25 protein-coding genes are annotated in these 24,836 nt (G+C 65.5%); 9 read left to right on the top strand and 16 right to left on the bottom strand.

Annotated elements, in window-relative coordinates:
• Positions 1 to 5: 5 nt before the first annotated feature.
• From glyA to deoD, 3 genes are all read right to left on the bottom strand, one after another.
• Positions 6 to 1,325: a serine hydroxymethyltransferase gene (gene glyA / locus E8M84_RS11140; protein WP_137111270.1), complete on the bottom strand. Its 1,320-nt coding sequence runs from the start codon at positions 1,323 to 1,325 to the stop codon at positions 6 to 8.
• A gap of 64 nt (positions 1,326 to 1,389) precedes the next feature.
• Positions 1,390 to 1,824: a rhodanese-like domain-containing protein gene (locus tag E8M84_RS11135; RefSeq protein ID WP_240790357.1), complete on the bottom strand. Its 435-nt coding sequence runs from the start codon at positions 1,822 to 1,824 to the stop codon at positions 1,390 to 1,392.
• A 58-nt stretch (positions 1,825 to 1,882) separates the two neighbouring features.
• A complete protein-coding gene (gene deoD / locus E8M84_RS11130) occupies positions 1,883 to 2,587 on the bottom strand; it encodes a purine-nucleoside phosphorylase (RefSeq protein ID WP_137111269.1) in 705 nt (234 codons plus the stop codon).
• A gap of 211 nt (positions 2,588 to 2,798) precedes the next feature.
• On the opposite strand from deoD, the gene E8M84_RS11125 reads away from it, so the two are divergent.
• Positions 2,799 to 3,539 (top strand): hypothetical protein, encoded by a 741-nt coding sequence (locus E8M84_RS11125; protein ID WP_137111268.1) that lies wholly within the window; start codon positions 2,799 to 2,801, stop codon positions 3,537 to 3,539.
• A gap of 6 nt (positions 3,540 to 3,545) precedes the next feature.
• Here the strand turns inward: E8M84_RS11125 and E8M84_RS11120 are convergent, their stop codons facing one another.
• Positions 3,546 to 3,905 carry a DUF6455 family protein gene (locus tag E8M84_RS11120; RefSeq protein ID WP_137111267.1) on the bottom strand — a complete coding sequence of 120 codons (360 nt, stop codon included), beginning with the start codon at positions 3,903 to 3,905 and terminating at the stop codon, positions 3,546 to 3,548.
• 130 nt (positions 3,906 to 4,035) lie between these two features.
• Positions 4,036 to 6,003 carry a methylmalonyl-CoA mutase family protein gene (locus tag E8M84_RS11115; RefSeq protein WP_276607123.1) on the bottom strand — a complete coding sequence of 656 codons (1,968 nt, stop codon included), beginning with the start codon at positions 6,001 to 6,003 and terminating at the stop codon, positions 4,036 to 4,038.
• Between the two features lie 170 nt (positions 6,004 to 6,173).
• Here E8M84_RS11115 and E8M84_RS11110 point away from each other — a divergent pair, with 170 nt between their 5' ends.
• The 5 genes from E8M84_RS11110 to E8M84_RS11090 all read left to right on the top strand — a co-directional run bounded on the left by E8M84_RS11110 (position 6,174) and on the right by E8M84_RS11090 (position 11,118).
• On the top strand, positions 6,174 to 7,508 hold the full coding sequence (locus tag E8M84_RS11110; protein ID WP_137111265.1) for a 1-acyl-sn-glycerol-3-phosphate acyltransferase: 1,335 nt from the start codon (positions 6,174 to 6,176) through the stop codon (positions 7,506 to 7,508).
• A gap of 133 nt (positions 7,509 to 7,641) precedes the next feature.
• On the top strand, positions 7,642 to 8,934 hold the full coding sequence (gene ccrA / locus E8M84_RS11105) for a crotonyl-CoA carboxylase/reductase (protein ID WP_137111264.1): 1,293 nt from the start codon (positions 7,642 to 7,644) through the stop codon (positions 8,932 to 8,934).
• A 124-nt stretch (positions 8,935 to 9,058) separates the two neighbouring features.
• Positions 9,059 to 9,244 carry a hypothetical protein gene (locus E8M84_RS11100; protein ID WP_137111263.1) on the top strand — a complete coding sequence of 62 codons (186 nt, stop codon included), beginning with the start codon at positions 9,059 to 9,061 and terminating at the stop codon, positions 9,242 to 9,244.
• Positions 9,245 to 9,287: 43 nt separating this feature from the next.
• A complete protein-coding gene (locus tag E8M84_RS11095) occupies positions 9,288 to 10,826 on the top strand; it encodes an ATP-dependent RecD-like DNA helicase (protein ID WP_240790356.1) in 1,539 nt (512 codons plus the stop codon).
• A 55-nt stretch (positions 10,827 to 10,881) separates the two neighbouring features.
• On the top strand, positions 10,882 to 11,118 hold the full coding sequence (locus E8M84_RS11090) for an Lrp/AsnC ligand binding domain-containing protein (RefSeq protein WP_137111261.1): 237 nt from the start codon (positions 10,882 to 10,884) through the stop codon (positions 11,116 to 11,118).
• A 71-nt stretch (positions 11,119 to 11,189) separates the two neighbouring features.
• Here E8M84_RS11090 and E8M84_RS11085 read toward each other — a convergent pair whose 3' ends face one another.
• Together E8M84_RS11085 and E8M84_RS11080 are read right to left on the bottom strand one after the other, a co-directional pair.
• Positions 11,190 to 12,251: a quinone-dependent dihydroorotate dehydrogenase gene (locus E8M84_RS11085; protein WP_137111260.1), complete on the bottom strand. Its 1,062-nt coding sequence runs from the start codon at positions 12,249 to 12,251 to the stop codon at positions 11,190 to 11,192.
• Positions 12,248 to 12,586 carry a DUF952 domain-containing protein gene (locus tag E8M84_RS11080; protein WP_137111259.1) on the bottom strand — a complete coding sequence of 113 codons (339 nt, stop codon included), beginning with the start codon at positions 12,584 to 12,586 and terminating at the stop codon, positions 12,248 to 12,250. The genes E8M84_RS11085 and E8M84_RS11080 overlap by 4 nt, the downstream gene beginning before the upstream one ends.
• A gap of 148 nt (positions 12,587 to 12,734) precedes the next feature.
• Here E8M84_RS11080 and E8M84_RS11075 point away from each other — a divergent pair, with 148 nt between their 5' ends.
• Positions 12,735 to 14,234: a bifunctional UDP-sugar hydrolase/5'-nucleotidase gene (locus tag E8M84_RS11075; protein ID WP_170971908.1), complete on the top strand. Its 1,500-nt coding sequence runs from the start codon at positions 12,735 to 12,737 to the stop codon at positions 14,232 to 14,234.
• Positions 14,235 to 14,237: 3 nt separating this feature from the next.
• Here E8M84_RS11075 and E8M84_RS11070 read toward each other — a convergent pair whose 3' ends face one another.
• Positions 14,238 to 14,594 (bottom strand): VOC family protein, encoded by a 357-nt coding sequence (locus E8M84_RS11070; protein WP_137111257.1) that lies wholly within the window; start codon positions 14,592 to 14,594, stop codon positions 14,238 to 14,240.
• A gap of 116 nt (positions 14,595 to 14,710) precedes the next feature.
• On the opposite strand from E8M84_RS11070, the gene E8M84_RS11065 reads away from it, so the two are divergent.
• Positions 14,711 to 15,367: an SOS response-associated peptidase gene (locus E8M84_RS11065; RefSeq protein ID WP_137111256.1), complete on the top strand. Its 657-nt coding sequence runs from the start codon at positions 14,711 to 14,713 to the stop codon at positions 15,365 to 15,367.
• 45 nt (positions 15,368 to 15,412) lie between these two features.
• On the opposite strand, the gene E8M84_RS11060 is transcribed toward E8M84_RS11065, so the two are convergent.
• From E8M84_RS11060 to E8M84_RS11025, 8 genes are all read right to left on the bottom strand, one after another.
• On the bottom strand, positions 15,413 to 15,832 hold the full coding sequence (locus E8M84_RS11060) for a RidA family protein (RefSeq protein WP_137111255.1): 420 nt from the start codon (positions 15,830 to 15,832) through the stop codon (positions 15,413 to 15,415).
• Between the two features lie 10 nt (positions 15,833 to 15,842).
• On the bottom strand, positions 15,843 to 17,063 hold the full coding sequence (locus E8M84_RS11055) for an NAD(P)/FAD-dependent oxidoreductase (RefSeq protein WP_137111254.1): 1,221 nt from the start codon (positions 17,061 to 17,063) through the stop codon (positions 15,843 to 15,845).
• A 13-nt stretch (positions 17,064 to 17,076) separates the two neighbouring features.
• Positions 17,077 to 19,170, bottom strand: coding sequence for an FAD-dependent oxidoreductase (locus E8M84_RS11050; RefSeq protein ID WP_137111253.1), 2,094 nt, complete (start codon positions 19,168 to 19,170; stop codon positions 17,077 to 17,079).
• 4 nt (positions 19,171 to 19,174) lie between these two features.
• On the bottom strand, positions 19,175 to 19,930 hold the full coding sequence (locus tag E8M84_RS11045) for a nitrilase-related carbon-nitrogen hydrolase (protein WP_137111823.1): 756 nt from the start codon (positions 19,928 to 19,930) through the stop codon (positions 19,175 to 19,177).
• Positions 19,931 to 19,996: 66 nt separating this feature from the next.
• A complete protein-coding gene (locus tag E8M84_RS11040; protein ID WP_137111252.1) occupies positions 19,997 to 21,013 on the bottom strand; it encodes an extracellular solute-binding protein in 1,017 nt (338 codons plus the stop codon).
• A 17-nt stretch (positions 21,014 to 21,030) separates the two neighbouring features.
• Positions 21,031 to 21,831 carry an ABC transporter permease gene (locus tag E8M84_RS11035; protein WP_137111251.1) on the bottom strand — a complete coding sequence of 267 codons (801 nt, stop codon included), beginning with the start codon at positions 21,829 to 21,831 and terminating at the stop codon, positions 21,031 to 21,033.
• On the bottom strand, positions 21,828 to 22,757 hold the full coding sequence (locus E8M84_RS11030) for an ABC transporter permease (RefSeq protein ID WP_137111250.1): 930 nt from the start codon (positions 22,755 to 22,757) through the stop codon (positions 21,828 to 21,830). The genes E8M84_RS11035 and E8M84_RS11030 overlap by 4 nt, the downstream gene beginning before the upstream one ends.
• Positions 22,757 to 23,815: an ABC transporter ATP-binding protein gene (locus E8M84_RS11025; RefSeq protein ID WP_137111249.1), complete on the bottom strand. Its 1,059-nt coding sequence runs from the start codon at positions 23,813 to 23,815 to the stop codon at positions 22,757 to 22,759. Before E8M84_RS11025 ends, E8M84_RS11030 begins: the two co-directional genes overlap by 1 nt.
• Positions 23,816 to 23,893: 78 nt before the next feature.
• On the opposite strand from E8M84_RS11025, the gene E8M84_RS11020 reads away from it, so the two are divergent.
• Positions 23,894 to 24,706, top strand: a complete 813-nt coding sequence (locus E8M84_RS11020; RefSeq protein WP_137111248.1) for a response regulator transcription factor — start codon at positions 23,894 to 23,896, stop codon at positions 24,704 to 24,706.
• Positions 24,707 to 24,836 lie beyond the last annotated feature (130 nt).

The raw sequence follows: 24,836 nt of genomic DNA, 5'->3' as shown, positions 1-24,836 counted from the left end.
GATGGTCAAGCGTTGATGAAGTGGAGGCCCTGGAAGCGGGCGCGCAGGGCCTTGGTGCGCGGCGCGACGGATTCGGGGGCGTTCGAACGGAGGCCCTCGGCGATCAGGGCGGCGAGGGCCGGGGCGTCGGCGGGGGTGACGCCGCGGCGGACAAGCTCGGGCGTTCCGATCCTCAGGCCGTTCATGTCGCCGGGGACCTCGGGGAGGGGGAGGCCGATGCCGCAGGCTAGGAAACCTGCCTTGCGGAGTGTCTTCGAGACAGCCTGGCCCCCGCCGAAAGCGGCGGCTTCGATGGCGAACTGGTGCGAGGTGGTGGCGCCACGGTCGGCGGCGAAGACGGGGAGGCCGAGGGTGGTGAGTTCGTGGGCGAGGGCCTTGGCGAGGTCGGCCATCGCGTTGGCGTAGGCGTGCCCATGGTCGCGCCAGTCGAGGAGGGTGTAGGCGAGGGCAGCCGATTTCGCGGCGTCGAAGTTGGCGGTGAGGCCGGGGAAGGCGATGGCGTCGAGGCGTTCGGCGATGGCGGCGTCGTTGGTGACGATAAGGCCACCGGCGGGGCCGCCGAGGCTTTTGTAGGTCGACATCGTCATCAGATGCGCGCCTTCGGTCAGGGGGTTCGCCCAAGTACCCCCGGCGATGATGCCGCATTGGTGGGCGGCGTCGAACAGGACCTTGGCGCCCACTTGGTCGGCGATCTTGCGGACCTCGGCCACCGGATGCGGGAAGAGGTTCAGGCTGCCGCCGACGGTGATGATCTTCGGGCGGACGGCGTGGGCGAGGTCTTCGAGGCCTTTCAGATCAAGGGTATAGCCGTCCGCGTCGATGGGGGCCGCGTGGGTCGTCAGCCCATAGAGGCCCGCACAGCCGGCGGCGTGGTGAGTGACGTGGCCGCCGATGGTGCCGGGGGGCGCGATGATGCTGTCGCCGGGTTTTGCGAGGGCCATGAAGCCGTAAAGGTTGGCCAAAGCGCCCGAGGCCACGCGGATTTCGGCATACTTGGCGTGGAAGACCTCGGCGGCAAGCTCGGCGGCGAGGACCTCGATTTCCTCGATCGCCTCCAGCCCCATTTCGTACTTGTCGCCGGGGTAGCCGAGCGAGGGGCGCGAGCCGAGGCCGGAGGCCAGCGCCGCCTCGGCGCGGGGGTTCATCACGTTGGTCGCGGGGTTGAGGTTGAAGCAGTCCTGATCGTGGATCTCGCGGTTCTTCGCGATGAGGGCGTCAAGGCGGGCGGCGACCTGGGCGGAGGGTTTGGCGGCATCGGTGGCGAGGCGCTGGATGTAGGTCTCACACGCGGCGGGGACCCAGGGGCGGGGGGCGAGGTGGGGCATGGCGGACTCCGGTCAGGTCCGGGAAGATGACCTGTCCGCGAGAGCGGATGCAAGCCGGAAGCGGTCAGTTGGTGACGGTGGGCAGGCCGCGGGCAAGCCAGCCGGGACCGGCAGAAGAGCCGAGCATGCCTTCAGACACGTCGAGGACATTGGTGAACCCGGCAGCGGTGAGGGCCCGGGCCGTCCGCGCTGACCGGCCGCCTGTGGCGCAGATCAGTGCGATAGGGCGGTCGGTGTCGCCTTCGGCCAGTTCCGAAAGCCGATCGAGGAAGTCGGGGCTGCGTAGGTCCAGCCGCTGCGCGCCTTCCGGGCTGCCGGTATCGGCCCATTCGTCGGGCTGACGGATGTCTATGAGAAGGAGATTGCCCGCCTGGGCGCGCTGGAAGGCGGTTTCTGCGTCAAGTGTCTGCCCCGCCTGAGCCGGTTGCATCAGGGTATAGGCAGAGCCTGCGGCCACAAAGGCCAGTGGCAGGGAAAGCACGAGGCGACGTGAGAGCATGACACCGGACCCGTTTATTCTGTCCCAAGATGGGGACGCAGCGACCTTGTGCAAGGGCTTAGTCGAAGGCGGCGTGCAGCGCGATTTCCACCATCGCCCCGAAGCTGCGTTCGCGCTGGTCGGCGGGGAGCGCCTCTCCGGTCGTGATGTGGTCGGAGACGGTGAGGACGGCAAGCGCGCGGGCGCCGTGGCGGGCGGCGACCATGTAGAGTTCGGCCGCTTCCATCTCGACCCCAAGGCAGCCGTGGCGGAGGAGCTGCTCCGACAGGTCGGGGCGTTCGTCGTAGAAGGTGTCGGACGAGTAGATGCCGCCGACATGGACCGGGGTGCCCTTGGCCGTGGCGGCGGCGTGGGCCTTCTGGAGGAGGGTGAAATCGGCGCAGGGGGCGAAGTTCAGTTCCTTGAAGATGGTGCGGGAGGGCGAGCCGACAGTCGAGGCGGTCTGGGCCAGGATCACGTCGCGGACCTTGACGTGGGTCGGCAGCGCACCGGCGGACCCGATGCGGATCAGGGTCTTGGCGCCATAGTCGCGGATCAGCTCGTTGGCGTAGATCGACAGGGACGGCATCCCCATGCCCGAACCATGGATGGTGACGCGGTGGCCGTTCCAGGTTCCGGTATAGCCGAGCATGCCGCGCACCTCGTTCACCAGCACTGCGTCGGAGAGGAAGGTCTGCGCGGCCCAGCGGGCGCGATAGGGGTCGCCGGGCAAAAGCACGGTTTCGGCGATGTCGCCGGGCTTGGCGCCGATGTGGAAGGTCATTTTCCGATTCCCTGTCGTGTCTGCGGCTAAGGCCTTGTGCTTGCGCGGCTTTCCGGTGGTGTCCGGTCTGGTCGGGTGGCAAGGTCAAGCGTCCCTGGATCTGACCATTAATGCGGTGCAGCGGTCTGACCGGCAAGGGTGCAAAATCCGGTTTGTCCGCCCGTCCGACCTGCGCTATCCGGATGGGGATGCGGCGGGAGGGCATAGAGGCTTGGACTACGACATTACGCTGATCGCAGGTCACCGCGAGGCGCTGCTGGCGCGAACGCTGGAGTCGTTCACGCGGGATGTCTTTCCGAACTTCAACATCCGCCGGCTGATTGCGAACATCGACCGTTTCATGGGCGACGAGGCCGAGGGCGACCGCTGCGAGGCGATGATCCGCAGCCATTTCCCGGATGCGCTGATCTTCCGGCCCGAGACGCCGGATTTCGCTTCGGCCGTGATGCGGGTCTGGGCGGCGACAACGGCGCCTCGGGTGCTGCATCTGGAGGACGACTGGATCGCGCTGGAACCATTCGGCCCCGAGCGGATCGAGCCCCTGTTCGAGCCGGACGTGGGCGCGGTGACCTTCATGTGCGTGAACAAGCACACACGGGGGCTGTACCACCAGACCTCACGCCGGGTGGTGAAGAAGGGGCGCCGTATCGTCGAGGATACCCTGGTCAACGCGTTCTCCACCTCTCCGGGCGTGTTCGAGGGGGATTTCCTGCGCGAGGCGGCACGGCGGATGAAGCCGGGGCTCGACCCGGAAAAGCAGTTCTACCGGCAGATCAATCCGGACCTTGAGGCGCATGCCCTGCCGCGGCGCTGCATGTTCCTGCGGGGCAGCACGCACCGCGAGCTGGTGCAGGACATCGGGCGGCAGGCCCGGGCGGATGTGGGGCTGGTGAAGCTGTATGAAAACGGCGCCTCGGTCTGGCGCAAGGCAGACCCCGCGCCAGAGGGCTGAATGGTCTCAGACCATCTGGTGTGACAAGTCGGCAAAGACGGCGCGGTTGCCGCAGAAGCCTGCCTCATCCGGCCGCGCCGCCGAACCCTTGTCGAGGACCTTGCGGCAGGCGCCGCGGTCGGCGCAATGGCCGCAGGTGGTCAGAAGGTCGATCCATTGCGGATAGTTGCGCTTGAGGTCGGCCAAGGGCACGCCGAAGATGGCGGCCATCGCGGTCACCCGTTCAGTGATGTCCTGCGGCATGCGGAGGAAATCGAGGAGCTGGTCGCGGCTGATGCCGAGGTCGTGGAGGTCGCGGTCGGAAAGGGTGTCGGCCTCGGTGACCTCGTGCAGGCGGTGGATCAGGGAGCGGATACGGTCGAACATTGGAAGCCCTTGGCGTCGGGAGGATGGCCAAGCGTCGGGCAGGAAGAGGCTTACCGCCTTGACCTGCGTCAAGTGCGGTCTGCCACGGCGAGGACTTCTTTGCGAGAGACCGGGGATTTGGCGCGTTTCGCTATTCGGCAGCGACCGGGGCGGGATCGGCGAGTGCCACGAGGTCGAGCATGATCCGGTTCAGCTGGAAGTCCTTCGGCGTGTAGACCTGCGCCACGCCCATCGCCTTGAGCGTTGTCGCGTCGTCGTCGGGGATGATGCCGCCGACCACAAGGGGTTGGGTGAGGCCCTGCTTTTGCATGAGGTCCAGGGTTTCGCGGATCAAGGGCAGGTGGCTGCCTGAGAGGATGGAGAGGCCGATGACATCGGGCTGTTTCTCGACGGCGGCGGTGACGATCTCCTGCGGGGTGAGGCGGATGCCGTCGTAGGTGATCTCGATCCCGCAGTCGCGGGCGCGGGCGGCGATCTGTTCCGCGCCGTTCGAGTGGCCGTCGAGGCCGGGCTTGCCGAGGAGGAGGCGAAGCGGGCGGCCGAGTTTGGTGGCGACTTGGGCCACGGCGTCGCGGACGGGTTCCAGGCCTTCGGTGCGGTTCGAGGGGTGCTGGGAGACGCCGGTGGGCGCGCGGTATTCGCCGTAGAGTTGGCGCATCGCCCCGCCCCATTCGCCGGTGGTGACGCCTGCCTTGGCGCACAGGATGGAGGCTGGCATGATGTTTTCGCCGGACTGGGCGGCTTTCCGCAGCGCCGCGAGGGCTTCCTGGACTTTGCCCGGGTCGCGCTGTGCGCGCCATTGGGCGAGGCGGGCGCATTGGTCGGCCTCGGCCTTTGGGTCGGCGGTCATGATCGCGCCTTCGCCGGTGGCGAGGGGGGAGGGTTCTGTGGTGGTGAACCTGTTGACGCCGACGACAGTGGTCGCGCCGGATTCGATCTTTGCCAGGCGTTCGGCGTTGGCCTCAACCAGGCGGCCCTTCATGTAGGCGATGGCGGCAACGGCGCCCCCCATCGCGTCGATATGGGCGAGCTCTTCCAGCGCGCCTTGCTTGAGGGTTTCGACCTTGCGGTCGATGGCGGGGTTGCCGTCGAAAAGGTCGTCGTATTCCAGAAGGTCGGTTTCAAAGGCGAGGATCTGCTGCATCCGCAGCGACCACTGCTGGTCGAAGGGACGGGGCAGGCCGAGCGCCTCGTTCCAGGCGGGGAGTTGCACGGCGCGGGCGCGGGCGTTTTTCGACAGGGTGACGGCCAGCATTTCCAGAAGGATGCGGTAGACGTTGTTTTCCGGCTGCTGTTCGGTGAGGCCAAGCGAGTTGACCTGCACGCCATAGCGGAAGCGACGGAACTTCGGATCGGTGATGCCGTAGCGGGATTCAAGGAGTTCGTCCCACAGCGCGGTGAACGCGCGCATCTTGCAGAGCTCGGTCACGAAGCGGATGCCGGCATTTACAAAAAACGACATTCTGCCCGCCATTGCGGGGAAATCCTCGGGTGAAACTTTCACTTTTAGATCATCAAGGACCGCGCAGGCAGTTGCGAGGGCGAAGGCCAACTCCTGCTCTGGCGTGGCCCCGGCCTCTTGCAGGTGGTAGCTGCAGACGTTCATCGGGTTCCACTTCGGCAGGTGTTTCCCGGTGTAGGCGGCAACGTCGGTGATGAGACGCAAGGAGGGTTGCGGCGGCAGGATGTAGGTGCCGCGCGAGAGGTATTCCTTGATGATGTCGTTCTGGACGGTGCCCTGAAGGGCCCCGATGTCGGCGCCCTGTTCCTCGGCCACGGCGATATAGAGGGCGAGAAGCCAGGGGGCGGTGGCGTTGATCGTCATCGAGGTGTTCATCTGGTCGAGCGGGATGTCCGCGAAGAGGGCGCGCATGTCGCCAAGGTGGGCGATAGGCACGCCGACCTTGCCGACCTCGCCGCGCGAGCGGGGGTCGTCGCTGTCGTAGCCGGTTTGCGTGGGCAGGTCGAAGGCCACGGAGAGGCCGGTCTGACCCTTGGCAAGGTTCGTCCGGTAGAGCGCGTTCGAGGCTGCGGCGGTGGAGTGACCGGCGTAGGTGCGGAAGAGCCAGGGCTTTTCGGTCATCGTGGCCTCGTGAATCGAGCGGGTAATTTTATTGCGTCACGGATGGGATACGGGAAAGATCATGCCAATGTCAATCGCTGCGCTGCGGCGATGCTCCTCATTCGCCTTCGGCTTCTCATCGCTGGGGTCAGCCGGGGAGTGACGAAGTCATCGACGAGGTTTGCGGATTGGGGCAGGGTGGGACCATGTTCGGCACGGTGGCGGTTCCGGTCTGGTTGCTTGTCCTGATCCTCGGCTTTGCGGCGATCAGCTTTGCCACGCATTTCCTGTTCCCCTCCGTCCGCTGGTTCTTCCGGCGCCGGGCCGAGCGCGCCCTGTCGCGGCTGAACGCCCGGCTGGACCGGAAGATCGACCTGTTCAAGCTGGCGCAGCGATCCGACATGGTGGCGCGGCTGGCCTATGACCAGAAGGTGGTCGAGGCGGCCATGGCGCATGCGGCCGAGACCGGGGTGCCGGGGGAGGTCGCCTTCGAGGAGGCCCGACGCTATGCCCGCGAGATCGTGCCGGGCTTTTCGGCTACGGTCTATTTCGGCTTTGGGACACGTGCGGCGAAGTGGCTGTCGCGGCTTCTCTATCGGGTGCGGGTCGGGAAGGTGGACAAGGAACTGGGGCATCTGGACCCGAGGGCCACGGTGATCTTCGTGATGAACCACCGATCAAACGTGGATTATGTGCTTGTGACCTGGCTGGTGTCGGACCGGTCTGCGATCAGTTATGCGGTGGGTGAATGGGCGCGAATCTGGCCGCTGTCGGCGCTGATCCGGTCGATGGGGGCCTATTTCATCCGGCGCGGCGAGCGAAACGCGCTCTACCGGAAGGTGCTAGCGCGCTATGTGCAGCTGGCGACCGAGGAGGGAACGACTCAGGCGATCTTCCCCGAGGGCGGGTTGAGCCTGGATGGGCGGGTCGGACCGGCGAAGCTGGGGCTCTTGAGCTATATCGTCGAGGGCTGGGAGCCGGACGAGCGCGACGTGGTCTTCGTGCCGGTGGGGCTGGCCTATGACCGGGTACTGGAGGACCGGGTGCTGGTCGAGGCGGCGGCGGCGGGGACGCGACGGTTTCGTAATCGACCGGTTCGTGTGGCCTGGCATGCCGCGCGGTTCCTGTGGGCGCGGTTCCGAGGCCGGACGAAGGGTTTTGGGACGGCGGCGGCAGGGTTTGGCGCCCCTCTCAGTCTGCGGGCTCATCTGGCGGCGGGCGGGACGGTCGAGGCGCTGGGTGAGCGGTTGATGGCGGCGATTGCGGCGGTGGTGCCGGTCCTGCCGGTGCCGCTGGTGGCGAAGGCGCTGGGCGAGGGCGTGGCCAGCCGGGAGGAGTTGACGACGCGGGTGGAGGCGCTGATCGGGCGGTTGCAGGCGGCGGGGGCGGTCCTGAAGCTGCCACCGCAGGGGCTGGCGGTCACGGTTGAGGAAGGGCTGACGCCGTTGATCCGGCGCGGGCTGGTGCGCGAGGACCTGCAGCCGTTGGCGTCTGGACGGGCCCTGCTTGCATTCTATGCGGCCTCGGTGCCCGAGGTCTAGGCGTCGCTGCAACGCCGCAGACATAAAATTTCAAGAATAGCCGATCATACTATTGCAAAGTTGCGCGCAAGAATATTATCTGCCTCTCAACGGCGCGGCGATTCTGCGGCGCGGCATCTGGTTGGAGGCTAAGTTGGCTTTGGATACGCAAAACGCCCAAGTAATCTACGACGCGCCGAAGAAGGACCTGTACGAGTTGGGCGAGATGCCGCCCCTGGGTCATGTGCCGGCCAAGATGTACGCCTGGGCAATCCGGCGCGAGCGGCATGGCGCGCCGGAACAGGCCATGGTGCAGGAGGTGGTGGACACCTGGACCATCGACAGCAACGAAGTGCTGGTCCTGGTGATGGCCGCAGGCGTCAACTACAACGGCGTCTGGGCGGGCCTTGGCCAGCCGATCAGCCCGTTTGATGGGCACACGGCTGCCTATCATATCGCAGGATCGGATGCGTCGGGCATCGTCTGGGCGGTGGGTGACAAGGTCAAGCGCTGGAAGGTCGGCGACGAGGTGGTGATCCACTGCAACCAGGATGACGGCGACGACGAGGAGTGCAACGGCGGCGATCCGATGTTTTCGCCCAGCCAGCGGATCTGGGGCTATGAGACGCCGGACGGGTCGTTTGCCCAGTTCACCAAGGTGCAGGCGCAGCAGTTGATGCCGCGGCCCAAGCACCTGACCTGGGAGGAGTCGGCCTGTTACACGCTGACGCTGGCGACGGCCTACCGGATGCTGTTCGGGCACGAGCCGCATGACCTGAAGCCGGGGCAGAACGTGCTGGTCTGGGGCGCGTCGGGCGGCCTTGGGTCCTATGCGATCCAGCTGATCAACACGGCGGGGGCCAATGCAATTGGCGTCATCAGCGACGAATCGAAGCGCGACTTCGTGATGTCGCTGGGGGCCAAAGGGGTCATAAACCGCAACGAGTTCAAGTGCTGGGGCCAGCTGCCGAAGGTGAACTCGGAGGAATACAACACCTGGCTGAAAGAGGCGCGGCGCTTTGGCAAGGCGATCTGGGACATCACCGGCAAGGGTGTGAACGTCGACATGGTGTTCGAGCATCCGGGTGAGGCGACCTTCCCAGTCTCGTCGCTGGTTTGCAAGAAGGGCGGCATGGTGGTGATCTGCGCCGGGACCTCTGGCTTCAACTGCACCTTCGACGTGCGGTATATGTGGATGCACCAGAAACGCCTGCAGGGCAGCCATTTCGCGCATCTGAAGCAGGCTTCGGCGGCCAACAAGCTGATGTGCGAGAGGCGGCTTGATCCCTGCATGTCCGAGGTCTTTCCCTGGGCCGAGATCCCGCGTGCGCATACGCTGATGTGGAAGAACCAGCACAAGCCGGGCAACATGGCCGTGCTGGTGCAGGCGCCGCGCACGGGCCTGCGGACCTTTGAGGACACGCTGGAGGCGAGTCGGCTGATGTAATATCAACCGAAGCCAACGAATTCACCCTTTGCCTGCATATCTGTGCTTTAGTGGCGCAGCCAGTGAGAGGTGGCCCCTGGTTGGGTCCGCGTCTCTGGCAGCACTGTTGCGGGCCGAGGGAGTCATGAGCCACGACTGGGTTTTCGACGTCTTGTCGGATCTATTAGCCTACGCAAATCAGAACGATCTGCCTCGTCTGGCCGTGCGGGTTGCAGAGGCGATCTCGGAGGCGCGGCAGGAACTGGCGCTGCTGGACGGGCCGGACGAGCCGCCGCAGTCGCCTCCGCCATCGGGCCGCCACATGCATTAGGCCGGACTTACGCTTGCCATGCATCCCGATTATGGTCGGGCCCATGCAGGCCCCCGCGCTGACCTTTTCCGACGACCAGGCCGAGGCCTTTGACCGGCTGGCAGCCGCCTTCATCGGGGCCGGGATCGACCTGGCCGAGGGTGAGCTGTCCCCGATGGCCGAGGGGCGGACGTCGGTTCTGGCGGTTGTGGGCAAGGCGGGCTCGGGCAAGACCATGCTTCTGGCCGAGCTTTACAGGGGCCTGAAGGCGGCCGGGGTCGAGGTGATCTCGGGCGACTATGAGGGGCGCAAGCGCAAGGACCGGCGGACTTTGGCGATCCTGGCGCCGACGAACAAGGCGGCGAGCGTGTTGCGGTTGCGGGGCGTGCCGGCGACGACAATCCACCGGATCCTGTACACGCCGGTCTATGACCCGGAGTACGAGAAGATCGCGGAGTGGCTGGCGGGGACAGGGTCGCGGCCGGTGATCGACAGCCTCGCGATTGCTGGGCTGACGGATGTCGCGCTGGACCGGGCGCATGCGTTCTACAGCCAGGTTGCGTCAATCCCGGGTGCGCTGGCGTCGGCGGGGCTGAAAGGTTCCGATTTCATCAAGGGCTGGAAGCGGCGCGAGGAGCCGCTGGATGTGGGTTTTGTCGATGAGTCGTCGATGTTGGACGAACGCCAGTTCGACGACTTGCGCGAGATATTCCCGACGCTCGTCCTGTTCGGCGATCCCGCTCAGCTTGCGCCGGTGGGGCAGTCGGGCGAGATGGTGTTCGACAAGCTGTCCGAAGGGCGGAAGCTGATCCTGCATCGCATCCACCGGCAGACCGAGGACAACCCGATCCTGGACCTGGCTCATGCTCTGGGCGACGACCGGCTGGGGTTCGACGATTTCGAGGCTCTGGTGCAGGAAAAGGCGCGGGCCGATGATCGGGTGGTCTGGGCGGAACGGGTCGAGGCGGGGCTGATGGCGCGGTCTCCGGTGCTGGTCTGGCGCAATGCGACGCGGGTGCGGCTGATCCAGGCCTTCCGCAACGCCTATGGCGCACCGGAGGATGCGCTATTGCCGGGAGAGCCGCTGATCTGCGACGGGATCGAATTGCCGTTGAAGCATCGGAAAAAGCGGATCGACCTGGAGGCGCGGGGGCTGATCAAGGGCGCGCAGGTCATTTATCTGGGCGAGGGCAACCGCGAGGGGTTTGCGCGGCTGCATGTGGTGGGGGCGGAGGAGCCTCAGGTCAGCGCGGCGAGCATCATCAAGATCGAGAAGCCGGACGAGGAGGAACCCTTCATCCCGCACGCTGCGCGAATGGGGGCGGCCTTCCTGCACGGGGCAGCGGTGACGATCCACAAGGCCCAAGGCAGCCAGTGGGACGAAGTGCAGGTTTTTGCGCCCGACCTTTATGCGGCCGCGCAGTCGGGGCGGTCCGAGGCCGGGGTGCCATTGTGGAAGCGGCTGGCCTATGTGGCGATCACCCGGGCGCAGACGCGGCTGTACTGGGTGGTGCGGAACCGGCTGGCGCGGCCTGCGGGGCCGTTGACCGTGGACGATCTGCGGCGGGAGCCTGCCCCACTGGCTTTGGGCGAGGCGGAGTGAGGCTTTTCCTTGCGGGTCGGGCGGGCTAGAGTTGTAAGCAAGAATGGAGGCCCCGATGGCTTTGGTTTTCGTCCAGTTCCGCTGCACCCCAGGCCAGACCTATGAGGTCGCCAACGCGATCTGGGACCGCGAGGTGGTGAGCGAGCTGTATTCCACCAGCGGCGATTATGACCTGATCGCCAAGGTCTATATCCCGGACGACCAGGACGTGGGCCATTATCTGTCGTCCAGGCTGTTCGACATCCCCGGCATACAGCGGACGCTGACGACGATGACGTTCAAGGCGTTCTGACCGTCGCCGCGACCGGGTACCCAAATTCCTTGAGAAAGGAACTTGTCAAAATTCTTGCTAAAGAATTTTGGTCACAGCCAGGCGCTGCGTCCGGTGCCCACGGCAAGCGAGACACTGGCATAGCCGTCGCGGGCCAGCAGTGCGTCAAGCCCGGTGGCGACCTTTGGGACCATCGAAATCCCCTGATAGACCATGGCTGTATAAAGCTGGACGGCCGTGGCGCCGGCGCGGATCTTTTCATAGGCCTGCTCGGCCGATCCGACACCGCCGACCCCGATCAGCGGCAGAAGGCCGTGGGTGAGCTGCGACAGCCGGGCCAGCACCCTTGTAGACTTTTCGAACAAAGGCGCCCCTGAAAGTCCTCCAGTTTCCCCTTGGTTTGCAGATTTCAAACCTTCGCGGGACAGCGTGGTGTTGGTCGCAATGATCCCCGCGACTTTTGCGGCCAGGGCAACTTCGACGATGTCTTCCAACTCGCCCGGCGACAGGTCGGGGGCGATCTTCAGGAAAACCGGAAGCGGGCGCGCGAGTTTCAGCCGCGCCTCCATGACCTGCGTCAGAAGCCCGGCCAGCATCGTCCGGCCCTGAAGGTTGCGCAGGCCCTCGGTATTGGGAGAGCTGACGTTCACCGTGGCGAAATCGGCATGCGGGCCGCAATGCGCAAGGACCTTGGCGAAATCGCCGGCGCGGTTTTCCGAGGTCTTGTTCGCGCCAAGGTTCAGGCCCACCGGCACCGGGCCTCGGCTGCGTGCGGCCAGCTGGGCGCCAATGGCCTGCATGCCCTTGTTGTTGAAGCCGAAGCGGTTGATCGCGGCGCGGTCTTCGGTCAGCCGGAACAGACGCGGGCGGTCATTGCCGGGCTGCGGCAGCGGCGTGGCCGCACCGACCTCAAGAAAACCGAAACCCGCGCGCGAGAGGGGAGTAATGGCTTCGGCGTTCTTGTCGTAGCCGGCAGCGAGGCCGACCGGGTTGAGCAGAGGCATGCCCGCAAGCGTGACGTGCAGGCGGGGCAGGTCGACCGGACCTGGGTGCGGGGCAAGGCCCGCGCGCAGGGCCAGAAGCGACAGGCCATGCGCACGTTCGGGGTCCAGCCGGTGCAGGGCCGCGAGGCCCAGACGCTCAAACCTCTTCACCAGAGCCCCTCGGGGAAGATATGGCCGGTGGCCCCAAGCGGCAGGGACTTGTCCCAGACCACTTCGTCCAGCCGCAGGGCGCGGTAGAGATGCGGAAAAAGCTGGCCGCCGCGGGAAGGCTCCCACTTCAGCGCCGGGCCAAGCCGGTCGGGGTCGAAGGCCACGAGGACCAGGTCGCTTTCGGTGGCGAACCACTTGGCGGCGGTTTCGGCGACCTGGGCGGGGGTAGAGAAGTGGATATAGCCGTCGGCGAGATCGATCGGTGCGCCCAGGGTTTCCCCGGCGTCCTTGAACGCATCCCATTCGGGGCGGCGGAAGATCTTCAGGATCAGCATGCTGGCCGAATACCCAAGGTTAACGGGACTGGCAATGGTTTGCCAAAAATCACCCGTTTGTCACGATTTCGAGCGAAGGTTCTTTGACAGATGCCCCGCGACAGACGCATGCTGGGGCATTCACCGTTCAATCACAAGGAGACTTCCGATGAAACGGATTTCGAGACTCGCCATCATCGCGGCGATTGCCGCAAGTCCTGCCGCAGCGGAGACGGTGAAGCTGACGCTTCTGGGCGTCGGAGACGTCTACAATTTTGAGGAAGAGGATGGCCGTGGCGGCTTTGCGCGTCTTAACGCGGTGGCCAAGGCCGAGCGCGCGGCGAACCCCAACACGCTGTATCTATTCAATGGGGACATGCTGTCGCCCTCGCTGGCCTCGGGGTTCGACAAGGGGCAGAACACGATCGACTTCACCAACCTCGTGCCCTTCGATCTGGCGGTGCCGGGGAACCACGAGTTCGACTTCGGGCCAGAAAACTTCATGGAGAAGATGAAGGCGTCGAAATACCCGTGGGCGGCGATCAACATCACCAATGACGACGGGTCGGCCATCGAGGGCCTGGGCGGCGTCATGGTGAAGGAAGTGGCCGGTCTGAAGATCGCGCTGATCCCGGTGGCGCAGGATACTTCGCCCGAAGTGTCGTCGACCGGCAGCCTGAAGTTCCTGCCTACGGTGGAGACCGGGGTGGCCGCGGCAGAGAAGGCGCGGGAAGAGGGTGCGGATCTCGTGGTGGGCGTGGTGCAGACCAACATGGAGAACGACCGGGCGCTGATGGCGAGCGGGGCCTTCGACGTGATCCTGTCGGGCGACGACCATTCCTATGCCACGGCCTATGACGGGCGGACGGCCTATGTCGAAACCTCGATCGACGGGCAGTTCCTGTCGCCGATCGACCTGACGGTCGAGGTCACCACGACCGATGACGGCAAGCGCGAGATCTCTTGGGTCCCGGCTTTCCGGTTTATCGATACCGCCGCAGTGACCCCGGACCCGGACTCGGTTGCCATGGCGGATGCCTTGCGGGCGACGATGGATGAGAACCTGAATGTCGAGATTGGCACCGTGGAGGCGCCGCTCGACAGCCGCCGCAATGTGGTGCGGGCCGAGGAAGCCACGATGGGCAACCTGATCACCGATGCGCTGCGGGATGCGACGGGGGCGGATATCGCGATCATGAACGGCGGCGGTATTCGCGGTGATACGACCTATGAGGCGGGCCGGAAACTGACCCGGCGGGACATTCTGACCGAGTTACCCTTCGGCAATACCACGGTGGTGACCGAGCTGCCGGGGTCGCAGGTGCTGCTGGCCTTGGAGAATGGGGTGAGCCAGGTCGAGAATGGAGCGGGGCGGTTCGCCCAGGTCTCGGGCGTGACCTTTGCTTTCGACGCTTCGGCCCCGGCTGGGTCGCGGGTCAGTGAGGTAATGGTGGGCGGAGCGCCTCTGGAGGCGGACAAGCTCTACACGGTCGCAGTCAATGATTACATCCTTGGCGGTGGGGATGGCTATGCCAGCCTTGGCGGAGGCCGGATCATCACGGAAGGGCCGACGGGGCAGCTCGTGGCCAATGACGTGATGGCCTATGTCGAGAAGCTGGGCACGGTGAATATCGCCGTTGAGGGGCGGATCAAGAAGCTGGGGCAGTAAGGATCAGGGCCGCACCACGGAGTGCAGGGCGAGGTCGCGGCCTTCATCATCCTTGAAGAAAGCCATCCATTCCTCGGCCCCGTCAGGGTGTTTATGGATCATGTGCGGGGCGCCGGTCATGTTGGCGCCCCGTTCCGCTAGTGCGGCATGGGCTGACGTGATGTCGGGGGTGGAAAGGTAGAGGATGTCCGCCTCGTCCTGCGTGCCGGTTTCGCGTAGCATCAGCCGGGTGCCACCCAGGTCGAAGAAGGCGAGGCCGGGGAAGGCGTAGAGCTCGGGGATTTGCAGGGTGTCGCGCCAGAACGCGCGGGCGCGGTCGAGGTTTTTGACGCGGCGGGACAATTGCGAAAGCGGGGTCATGGGGATCCCTTGGTCTGGTGGCGTCCTCGCGGTGTGCGACAGCATAGCGCGGGAAGGCGCCAATTTCACTCCCCCAGCGGCTTGGCCTGGGCCGGACTTGGGCCTATCTTTGGCCGATGTGCGGGCGTTTCACCATCACCCATCCGAACGAGGCGCTGGCGGCGCTGTTCGATGCCGTACCGGGTAATGACCTGCCGATGACGCCGAACTTCAACGTCTGCCCGACGAATACGGTGGCCGTGGTGACCTCGGACGGCGGGGTCCGGCGGCTGCGGGCGATGCGCTGGGGGTTCATCCCAAGCTGGTACAAGGCGCCGAATGACGGGCCGCTGATCATCAATGCGCGGTCGGATACGGTGGCGACGAAGCCCGCCTTCAAGGCCGCGATCCGTGAGCGGCGGTGCATCGTCCCGGCCAGTGGCTTCTATGAATGGAGCGAGGGCGAGAACAAGGCGCGGCTGCCGTGGTATTTCACCCGGGCGGACGGTCTGCCGATGGCGCTGGCGGGAGTCTGGCAGCGCTGGGGCGACATGGATACGGTCGCCATCGTCTCGACGGAAGCCGGGCCGGGGATGGGGGCGATCCACCACCGCGAGCCGGTGATCCTGGAGCGCGAGGACTGGCCCTTGTGGCTGGGTGAGGCGGGGCATGGGGCAGCGGTCCTAATGAAGGCCACCGCCGAGGGAGTGATGACCAAGCCTTATCGCGTGGGGGTCGAGGTGAACTCCAACCGCGCCTTTGGGGCGCAGTTGATCGAGCCGGTTGCGGCCTGAGCCGGGCGGGGCGCGAGGCCCCAACCCTGATCGGGGAAGGTGCGGTCAGTCGGGGATGACGGCGGTTGCGTCGATCTCGACCAGCCATTCCGGGCGGGCGAGGGCGACGACGGTCAGCCCGGTGCAGACCGGGTGGACGCCCTTGATGTATTCGCCCATCACCCGGTAGACCGGCTCGCGGTGGCGGACGTCGGTCAGGTAGACGACCAGCTTGACCAGATGCTCCATCTTGCCGCCGGCTTCCTCGATCAGTTGCTTGATGTTCTGCATCACCTTGTGCGCCTGTTCCGCCGCGTCGGTGGTCATCAGGCTTTTGGACGTGTCGAGGTCCTGCGGGCAGGCGCCGCGGAACCAGAGGGTCGTGCCGCCCCGGGTCGCGACCAGGTGGCAAAGGTCGTTGTCCAGGTTCTGTTCGGGGTAGGTTACCTTGGTGTTGAACTTGCGATAGCGAGTGTGAGTGGTCATTTTCCGTGCCTCATGTCCTGGACGCGACCTGGGTCGCAATGTGTTCGCCGTCTTTCCAGCAGCCCCAGATAAAACTGGAGCCGCGCCGTGTCAGCCAGGGCAGGCCGACGAAGTAGAAGCCGGGGACGCGCGTTACGCCCCGGGAATGGTCTGGCCGACCTTCGGGGGTCAGCACGGGCAGGTCCAGCCAGCCGTAGTCATAGGTGAAACCGGTGGCCCAGATGATCGTTCCGATGCCTTGCGCCTTCAGGTCCAGCATACGGGTCGGGCGGGTCAGGCAGTCCGGGTCGGGGTAGATGCGGCGGGCCTCGGGGTCCTCGGGCAGGTCGAGGCCCTGTTCTTGGACGTGTGCGTCACATTCGTCGAGGAGGTTGGCCAGGTAGCTGTCGCCGTTCGCGATGTTTCGTTGCAGGTCGTCGGCAATGGACAGGACGCCGTCCTTGCAGGCTTCGGTCCGGCCAAGAAGGTGCAGCCCCTCACCGGCCAGACGGCGGAAGTCGATGTTCAGTCCGCCATAGGCGCCCGAGACGGCGATGGTCACATGCTCGGTTCCCGGGGCGGGGGCTTCGAGGTCCCATTTCCCCAGCGCGCCTAGCCACCAGACGAAATCCTTGCCGCGGTAGCGCCGGGGCGGGCGGTCGTGGGGGCCAAGCGAGAGCCAGGTCTTGCGGCCTGCGCGGTTCAACTCGTCGGCGATCTGGGTGCCGGAGGAGCCGCCGCCGACGACCAGAACGCCACCCGGTGGCAGTTGCGCGGGGTTGCGGTAGTGGGTGGAGTGGATCTGCATCAGGCCAAGGTCGGCGGGGACCAGCGGCGGGATCATCGGTTTCTGGAAGGAGCCGGTGGCGGAGACCACGTTGCGCGCGGTGATCGTTCCGGCGGGGGTGGTGGCGTGGAAGAGGCCGTCGTCGCCTTGGGTCAGATGCGTGACCTCGACCCCTTCGCGGATCGGGGCCTTGTTCGCGCGGGCGAAGGCGCGGAGGTAGTCGGCCACGTCCTCTTTCCCCGGGAAGGCGTCGGGATCGGTGGCGAATTCCATGTCGGGAAAGCGGTCATGCCAGGCGGGGCCATTTGCGACGAGGGAATCCCAGCGTTCGGCCCGCCAGCGGTGGGCGATCTGGTGGCGTTCCAGCACCAGATGCGGCACTCCCTTGCGGCCCAGATGGACCGAGGTCGCGATGCCTGCCTGTCCGGCCCCGATCACCAGGGTATCGACATGTTCGGTGTTCATCGTCTGGGTCCTTTCAGGCGGGAAGGCGTGAGGGGAGGGGGTCTAGGGCTGCGACCTCGCGCCGGAAGGCGGGGGTGTCGCCGCGGTCGTCGGGTATGTCCAGTTCCTCGGCAAAGCGGCGACCGGCGTAGGTGGCCCAGGCGATGGGGCCGGGGGCGGCGGCATCGCCGATCAGCTTGACGGAGCGGATGCCTGAGGCTTCCCACTCGGACTGCCGGGCGCGGAGATCGTGGTAGAGCGCGTCCTGCGGCGTGCGGGAGGTGACCATGACCACGGCGTCGGCGGGGAGGGTTTCGGTGCGACCGGTCCAGGTGCAGGCGAGAATGACCTCTCCCGCGCCGATGGCTTCGGGGGCTTTGTTGACGATGACGTTGACCCCGATGTCCAGCATCCGGCGCATGATGATGCCTTGTTCCAGCGTGTTCTTCGCCCATTCGGCGATCTTTGTCGCGGGGCAAACGAGATCGACGGTGCAGCCCCGCGCGACCAGAAGCTCGGCCAGGACCGAGCCCATGTAGAAATGGTCGTCGTCGTAGAGCGTGACGCGCCCGCCCGTCGGTCCACCGCCTGCCATCAGGTCGTCGGGGGTGAAGACGGGCATTGCGGGGTCGGTCGGGATCGGGTGCAGATACAGCCGCGCCACGGCATCGCGCCGCCAGGTGGCGCCGGTGGCGATGGCCACGTGTTCGGCCCCCATAGCGAGGATGTCGTCGGCGGTCAGGCGGCTGTCTCGGTAGACATCGAGGTTCGTGAGAGGCGCGATCTGGCCGTTGCGGTAGTCGGCCACGCGGCCCCAGGCGGAGAGGCCGGGGAGAAGGCGTTCCTTGGCCACGCGGCCGCCGAGGGTCGTCGTCGCCTCGGCGAGCGTCACCTGATAGCCGCGCCGGGCGGATTGTAGGGCGGCCTCCAGCCCGGTGGGGCCTGCGCCGACGATCAGGACGCTGGTTGAAGGCCCCTTGGGACGCGGGCGTTCGGGGTGCCAGCCCTTGCGCCATTCCTCCATGAATGCGGTGTTCTGGGTGCAGCGGCTGATGCTGCCGGTCATGTCACCGGTGACGCAGATGTTGCAGCCGATGCATTCGCGGATGTCCTCGATCCGGCCTTCCTGAATCTTCTTTGGCAGGAAGGGGTCGGCGATTGAGGGGCGGGCTGCGCCGATGAAATCGAGGATGCCGGACCTGATCTGGCGCACCATGGCATCGGCGCTGGTGAAGCGACCGACGCCGACAACCGGGCGCGAGGTAAGCGCCTTGATGCCGCGCACGAGATCCTCTTGTGCGGCTTCGCCCTTGAAACGCGAGGTACCGCTGCAGGCCTCCCATGTCCCGTGGGCGAGGTCCCAGAGATCGGGGAGGTCGCCGTGCATTTCGACGAAGTCGCGCACCTCGGCGTTGGAAAAGCCGTAGGGGCCGTCTTCGTGCAGGCTCATCCGGTAGGTGATGGCCAGTTCGCCCTTGGTCTCTTCCCGGGCCTCGTCGATCACTTCGCGCAGGAAGCGGCCACGGTTTTCCAGAGACCCGCCGTATTCATCGGTGCGGTGGTTAGTGGCGCGCGACAGGAAGTGCTGGAAGATGCCGAAGCCATGCGCGCCGTAAAGGCAGATCAGGTCGAAGCCCGCGGTCTGGGCGCGGCGGAAGGCGTGGCGGAACCAGCGGCGGAGGTCGCGGATGTCCTCTCGGTCCAGGGTGCGGGCCTGCACCGGGTCGGAGGTGAAGGTCAGGATCGGGCCGCCCGTCACGGCAAGCGGCACATCGCGGGAATAAAGGTTCGGGCCGTTGATGCCGGAATAGGCCAGCTGGATGCCCGCCAGCGCGCCGTGGCTTTTCATCGCCTCTGCCATGCGGGCGAGGGCGGGGATATCCTTGTCCTCCCACAGGTGCTGTTCGATGAAGGGGGTGATCTCGGACGAGGGATGGATTTCGGTCTGTTCGGTGAAGATCACGCCCCAGCCGCCTTCGGCCTTGGTGCGGCGCATCTCGACCACGGCCGAGGGGTCACGGTAGCCGCCACCGTTGCAATGGGGGACCTGGTAGAAGCGGTTCTTCGCCCGTTTTGGCCCGATCTGAACGGGGTCGAACAGGATGTCATAGCGGGGGTCGCGGGTCATGGGTTCAGACTTTCCGGTAATCCTGGGCCTGGGTCGTGATCCGCTGCGGATCGACCGGCGGAATGTCGGCGATCAGGAGGGCGGGATGTTCCCCCGCCTGCGCCAGAACCTCTCCATGCGGGCCGGCGATGAGGCTGCCGCCGACATAGGTCAGATCGCCCTCGGTGCCGCAAAAGTTGGCGTAGGCGATGGCAAGGCCGTGGTTGGCGGCCATCGCGGGGACGGTGTGCCGCACGACATGGGTGAAGGGCATCATGTTGGCGGTGGGGGCTAGGATCGCCTCGACCCCTTCGGCGGCGAGGGCGGCGACATGGGGGGCGAATTCCACGTCGTAGCAGATGAGAAGGGCGAGTTTCCGGCCCGCAAGGGTGAAGGTCACAAAGCGGTCGCCCGGCGTGTAGATCGACTTTTCCCGCGGGCCGTAGAGCTGGATCTTGCGGTAGCGGGCAAAGTCGTGCCCGTCCGGCCCGATGCAGAGGGCGGTGTTCCAGACCAGACCGGCGTCCGCTTCGGCATAGCCTACGACAAGGGCGGTGCCTGCCGTCCGCGCTGCCTGACGCACGCGCTGCAGCGCTGGGGCGTCGTCGGCAAGGGCAAGCCGGGCCACTTCGGGGTGGTTGTAGCCGGGCAGGAAGACCTCGGGCACGACAAGGACGGTCGCGCCCGCGGCGGCGGCGGCGGCAAGGGCCTGCTCGACCGCCACGCAGGCAGCAGAAAGGTCACCCCCGGCAGAGGGGGCTTGGAGGACGGCAAGGCGCATCAGGTCACCATCGGGTGGGGCGCCCTGCCGGATCGTGCGGTCGGGCAAGGCGCACAAGGGTTGGCGTTACTTTTTCAGGTTGGTCCAGATCGCGTCGTACAGCGCCTGGGTTTCGGCATCGCAGGCGATGATGAATTCGCCTTTCTGGTCTGCAGGCGGGTTGTTTTCCGGCGAGTCCTTGATCGCGGCATCCAGGAACTCGGTCGCGCCTTTGACGCCGGGACTGTAGGCGGCGTAGTTGGTGACGGCGGCGGCGTTCTGGGGATCAAGCAGGAAGTTCATGAACTTGATCGCGTTGTCGCGGTTCGGGGCGTCCTTCAGCAGCACCATGTTGTCCATCCACAGGACGTAGCCTTCCTTGGGGAAGGCATATTCGACATTCGCGCCCTCGGCCCGGGCCTTTGCGGAAAAGCCGTTGTAGATCATCCCGGCCGCCGCATCGCCCGAGACCAGAACGTCTTTGGCAATGTCGGACCCGAACGAGGCCCAATTTTCCTTTGCCGCCAGCAGCATGTCGTTCAGCGCCTTCAGCTGTTCGCGGTCGGTGGTGCATTGGGGGATGCCCAGATACAGTGAGCCGAGCGCCAGAACCTCGCCCTGGCTGTCGAGGACGTTGATCTTGCCCTTCAGCTCTTCCGGCGGGTTGAAGATGATGCCGAGGCTGTTGATGTCGCCCTGGTAGACGTCGCGGTTCACCGAGAACGCGGTCGAGCCCCACTGGTAGGGGATCGAGTGCTTGCGGCCCGGGTCGAACGGGACGTCCAGCCATTGCGGTTCGATGTTGGCGAAGTTCGGCATTTCCTCGGGCGCGTATTCACCAAGGATCCCCTCGCCGCGCATGATCTCGACCATGTAGTCGCCGGGGACGGCCACGTCGTACTGGCCGAGTTTCCCGGCTTTCAGCGAGGCCAGCATCGCCTCGTTGCTGTCGTAGGTGTCGATGGTGACGGTGATCCCGGTTTCGGCGGTGAACTTGTCGACCAGTTCCTGCGGGATGTATTCGAACCAGTGATAGACCTTCAGCTCGCCCTCGGCAAAGGCCGGGGTGGCGAGAAGGGTGGTGAGAGCCAGAAGTCGTTTCATGCGGTGTCTCCCTGTGCTTATCGGGCCGGGCGGCCCTTGCGGTTGATCAGATAGCTGAGGCTGACGAAAAGGACGGAAACCCCCAGCATCATGGTCGAGATCGCCATGATGTTGGGTTTGATCCCCTGCTTGACCGACCCGAAGATCGCGGTCGGAAGGGTCTCCATCCCGGCGCCTTTGACGAAGTTGGTGATGATGAAGTCGTCGAGGCTGATGATGAAGGCCAGAAGGAAGCCCGACAGGATGCCGGGGCCCAGAAGGGGCAGCAGGATCAGGCGGAAGGCCTGCCAGGGGCTGGCGTAAAGGTCGCGGGCGGCCTGTTCGTAGTGGCCTTCGATCCCCGACAGCCGGGCGGCGATGGGCAGGTAGGCGAAGGGGATGCAGAAGGTGATGTGGGCGATGAGGATGGTCAGGTAACCCGTGGTCAGCCCGATTGTGGTGAAGAAGATCAGGGTCGCGACGGCGATCACGATTTCGGGCACCAGAAGCGGCAGGTTGATCAGGGCGTAGCTGGCGGTCTTGCCGCGGAACCGGCCACTGCGGATCATCGCCAGTGCCGCCGCCGTGGCGATCACGGTCGAAACTGTCGAGGCGATGATGGCGATGGTCAGCGAGTTCCAGGCGGCTTGGCCAAAGCGCGTGGCCTCCGGCCCGGTGAAGACATCGGCATACCAGCGCAGCGAGAAGCCGCCCCAGGTAGTGATCGAGGTGGAGCCATTGAAGGAATAGGCCGCCACAACGGTCAGCGGCAGGTAGAGGACCAGAAGGCAAAGGAGCGTGACGGCCAGAAAGCCGGGATAATGACGGACGCCCTTCATTGCCCGGCCCTCGCCGCAGCGCGGGCCTGGATCATCAGAACGATCAGCACCAGCGTCATCAGGATGACCGAGACGGCAGCTCCGAAGGGCCAGTTGCCCTGGCTGCCGCGGAACTGTTCGTCAATCAGCGAACCGATCATGAAGGTCTTGGCACCGCCAAGAAGGTCGGGCGCGAGGAAGGCGCCGAGGGCCGGGACGAAGACCAGGATGCAGCCGGCGACGATGCCGGGGCGGACGACCGGCAGGACGACCTCGAACAGCGCGCGCCAGCGGTTGGCGCCAAGGTCGGCAGCGGCTTCGGAGAGGGCAAAGTTGTAGCGCTCGACTGCGGCGTAGATCGGCAGGACCATGAAGGGGAGGTAGCTGTAGAAGAGGCCAAGCTGCACGGCGAGGTTGGTGTTCAGGATCTCAAGCGGTTGGGAGATCACGCCAAGTCCGATCAGTGCGTCGTTCATCGGGCCCTGGTCGCGCAGGATGAAGCGGAGGGAGACGGTGCGGATTAGGAGGTTGACCCAGTAGGGGATGGTTATCAGGAACAGCCAGATGGGGCGCGAGGCCTCAGGCCTGGTGGCGATGAACCAGGCGGTGGGAAAGCCGATCAGCAGGCAGAGGAACGTGGCCAGCCCGGCCTGCCAGATCGATCGCCAGAAGATGGTGATGTAGGTCCATTCGATCTGGGCGGGCTCGTCCCCAAAAAGGCCGCGCGTGACGAAGAACTGGTCATAGGCGGCAAGGGTGAAATCCCATTCGACGCCGCCGCGGAATTCCTTGGTCAGGAAGGAGTAGACGACCATCAGGAGAACGGGCAGCAGCAGGAAGACGCCGATCACCGTCCAGGTTGGCGCCAGAAGGGGTCGGCGCAGGCGCGCATAGGTGGCGTCGCTGCCGCCTGCTTCGGGCGAGGGGGTGGGTGCAGCCCCGGCCATCAGTCGGCCAGAAGGCGGGCCGCGCCTTCCTCCAGTTTAAGCCCGATCCGCGCGCCGGGTTCCGGCAGGGCCACGCGGGAGGCGTTCTGCAAGCGAAGGGAGAACGGTTCACCTCCGTCCAGCCGGGTGATCAGGTGCAGGTCAGTGCCAAGGTAGATCACCCGTTCGACCGTGGCCTGCAGGTCGGGGGCATGGTCGGTGATGGCAACGCGTTCGGGCCGGATCGACAGGGCATGGCGTCCGCTGTTGTTGGAGGCCGCCGCGCAGACCACGGTGTGGCCACCGGGAAGTGTGACGGTGGCCTGGCCGTCGGTTACGGTGTCCACGTCCACCTCGATCAGGTTGGTCTCGCCGATGAAGTCGGCGACGAAGCGGTTGACGGGAGCTTCGTAGATTTCGCGCGGCGTGCCGATCTGCTGGACCTGGCCTGAGGACATCACGGCGATCCGGTCGGACATGGCCAGGGCTTCCTCCTGGTCATGGGTGACGAAGATGAAGGTGATCCCGGTTTCTTCCTGCAGTAACTTCAGTTCCACCCGCATCGCTTGCCGTAGCTTCAGGTCAAGCGCTGACAGGGGTTCGTCCAGAAGCAGGACCTTCGGCTGCGGCGCCAGCGCGCGGGCAAGGGCAACGCGTTGCTGTTGGCCGCCCGAAAGCTGGGAGGGCTTGCGGTCGGCGAAGCCCGAGAGGTGCACAAGCTCCAGCATCTTTCCGGCGCGCGCGTTCCGGTCGGACAAGGGGACGCCCTTCATCTTCAGGCCGAAGGCCACGTTTTCCAGCACGGTCAGGTGTGGAAACAGCGCGTATTGCTGGAAGACCGTGTTGACCGGGCGCTTTTCCGGGGGGAGGGACGCGATCCTTTCGCCGAACAAGTGGATCTCGCCTTCGGTCACATCCTCGAACCCGGCAAGCATCCGCAAAAGCGTGGTCTTGCCGCAGCCCGAGGGGCCGAGGAGCGTGAAGAACTCATTATCGGCGATATCCATCGACACGCCATGCAGGGCGGTGATCGGTCCATAGCGTTTCACGGCCTGGCGGATCGAGATCGCCGTCTGCATGTATGGTATACCCCTTGATTCGGTAAGAAAGGGTATCTTGGGGCGTTTCAGGTTGTATATACCCCCGCAGAGGTATCGATGCGCACAGACCAGAATTCGATAGAAAGCGGTCTTGCCGCTGCCATCCGGGCAACCGGAACGCCCGATTTTCCGGCAGCCCTGTTCGACTATCTTGTCGCGGCGACCGAGGCGGACAATCTGGTCATCCTGGCCTTTCCCAAGGGCAATGCGCCGCAGGTGCTGTTTCACAAGGCATCGGACCCCAGGGTCTTTGCCCAGATCGAGACAACCTATGTCGATGGGGCCTATCTTCTGGACCCCCTCTATGAGCTTCAGTTGTCAGAGGCGCCGCCAGGGGCCTACCGGCTGTTGGAGATCGCCCCGGATGCCTTTCACCGCAGCCGCTATTTCCAGGAATACTACCAGCAGACGACGATCCTGGATGAGGTCGGCTTTCTTCTCTATCCGCGCCCCGGTGTCGGGTTGACCTTGTGCCTGGCGCGTGACGCGAGTTCGGGCCGTGCCTTTTCGGCCCGGGCAATCGAGACCTGTCACCGGATCGCCCCCATCGTCACAGCACTGGCCGAGCGGCACTGGCCCGACATTGCCGCCCCGGCGCAGGCTGGGCCCGATGCCCTGGCCCGCATGAAGAAGGCGCTGGAGCGGGATAGGGGCATCCTCCTGTCGGGTCGGCAAAGCGAGGTAGCGCTTCTGATCCTGCGCGGGCATTCGACCGCGTCGATCGCGCAGCGGCTGGGCCTGTCGCCGCTGACCGTCAAGGTGTTCCGCCGACAAATCTATGAACGCTGCGGGATTTCGTCCCAGGCGGAACTCTTCGCGCTCATGATCCCGCATCTGGATACCGGGCGGACCGGGCCGGACCGCGGCTGACAGCGCATCCGGCCACAACCCAGACGGAGGGGCAAAAGGGCAATGGCCCTGAGGCGCAGGCCGATTGCGGCAGGGCATTTGTTCGGCTAACCCTATTGCCATGCGGTCTTTTCGTTGCGCAATTCTTGTT

The organism is Rhodobacter sp. SY28-1 (assembly GCF_005222785.1).
Lineage (GTDB): Bacteria > Pseudomonadota > Alphaproteobacteria > Rhodobacterales > Rhodobacteraceae > Tabrizicola.
This window is presented reverse-complemented; position numbering and strand designations above follow the sequence as displayed.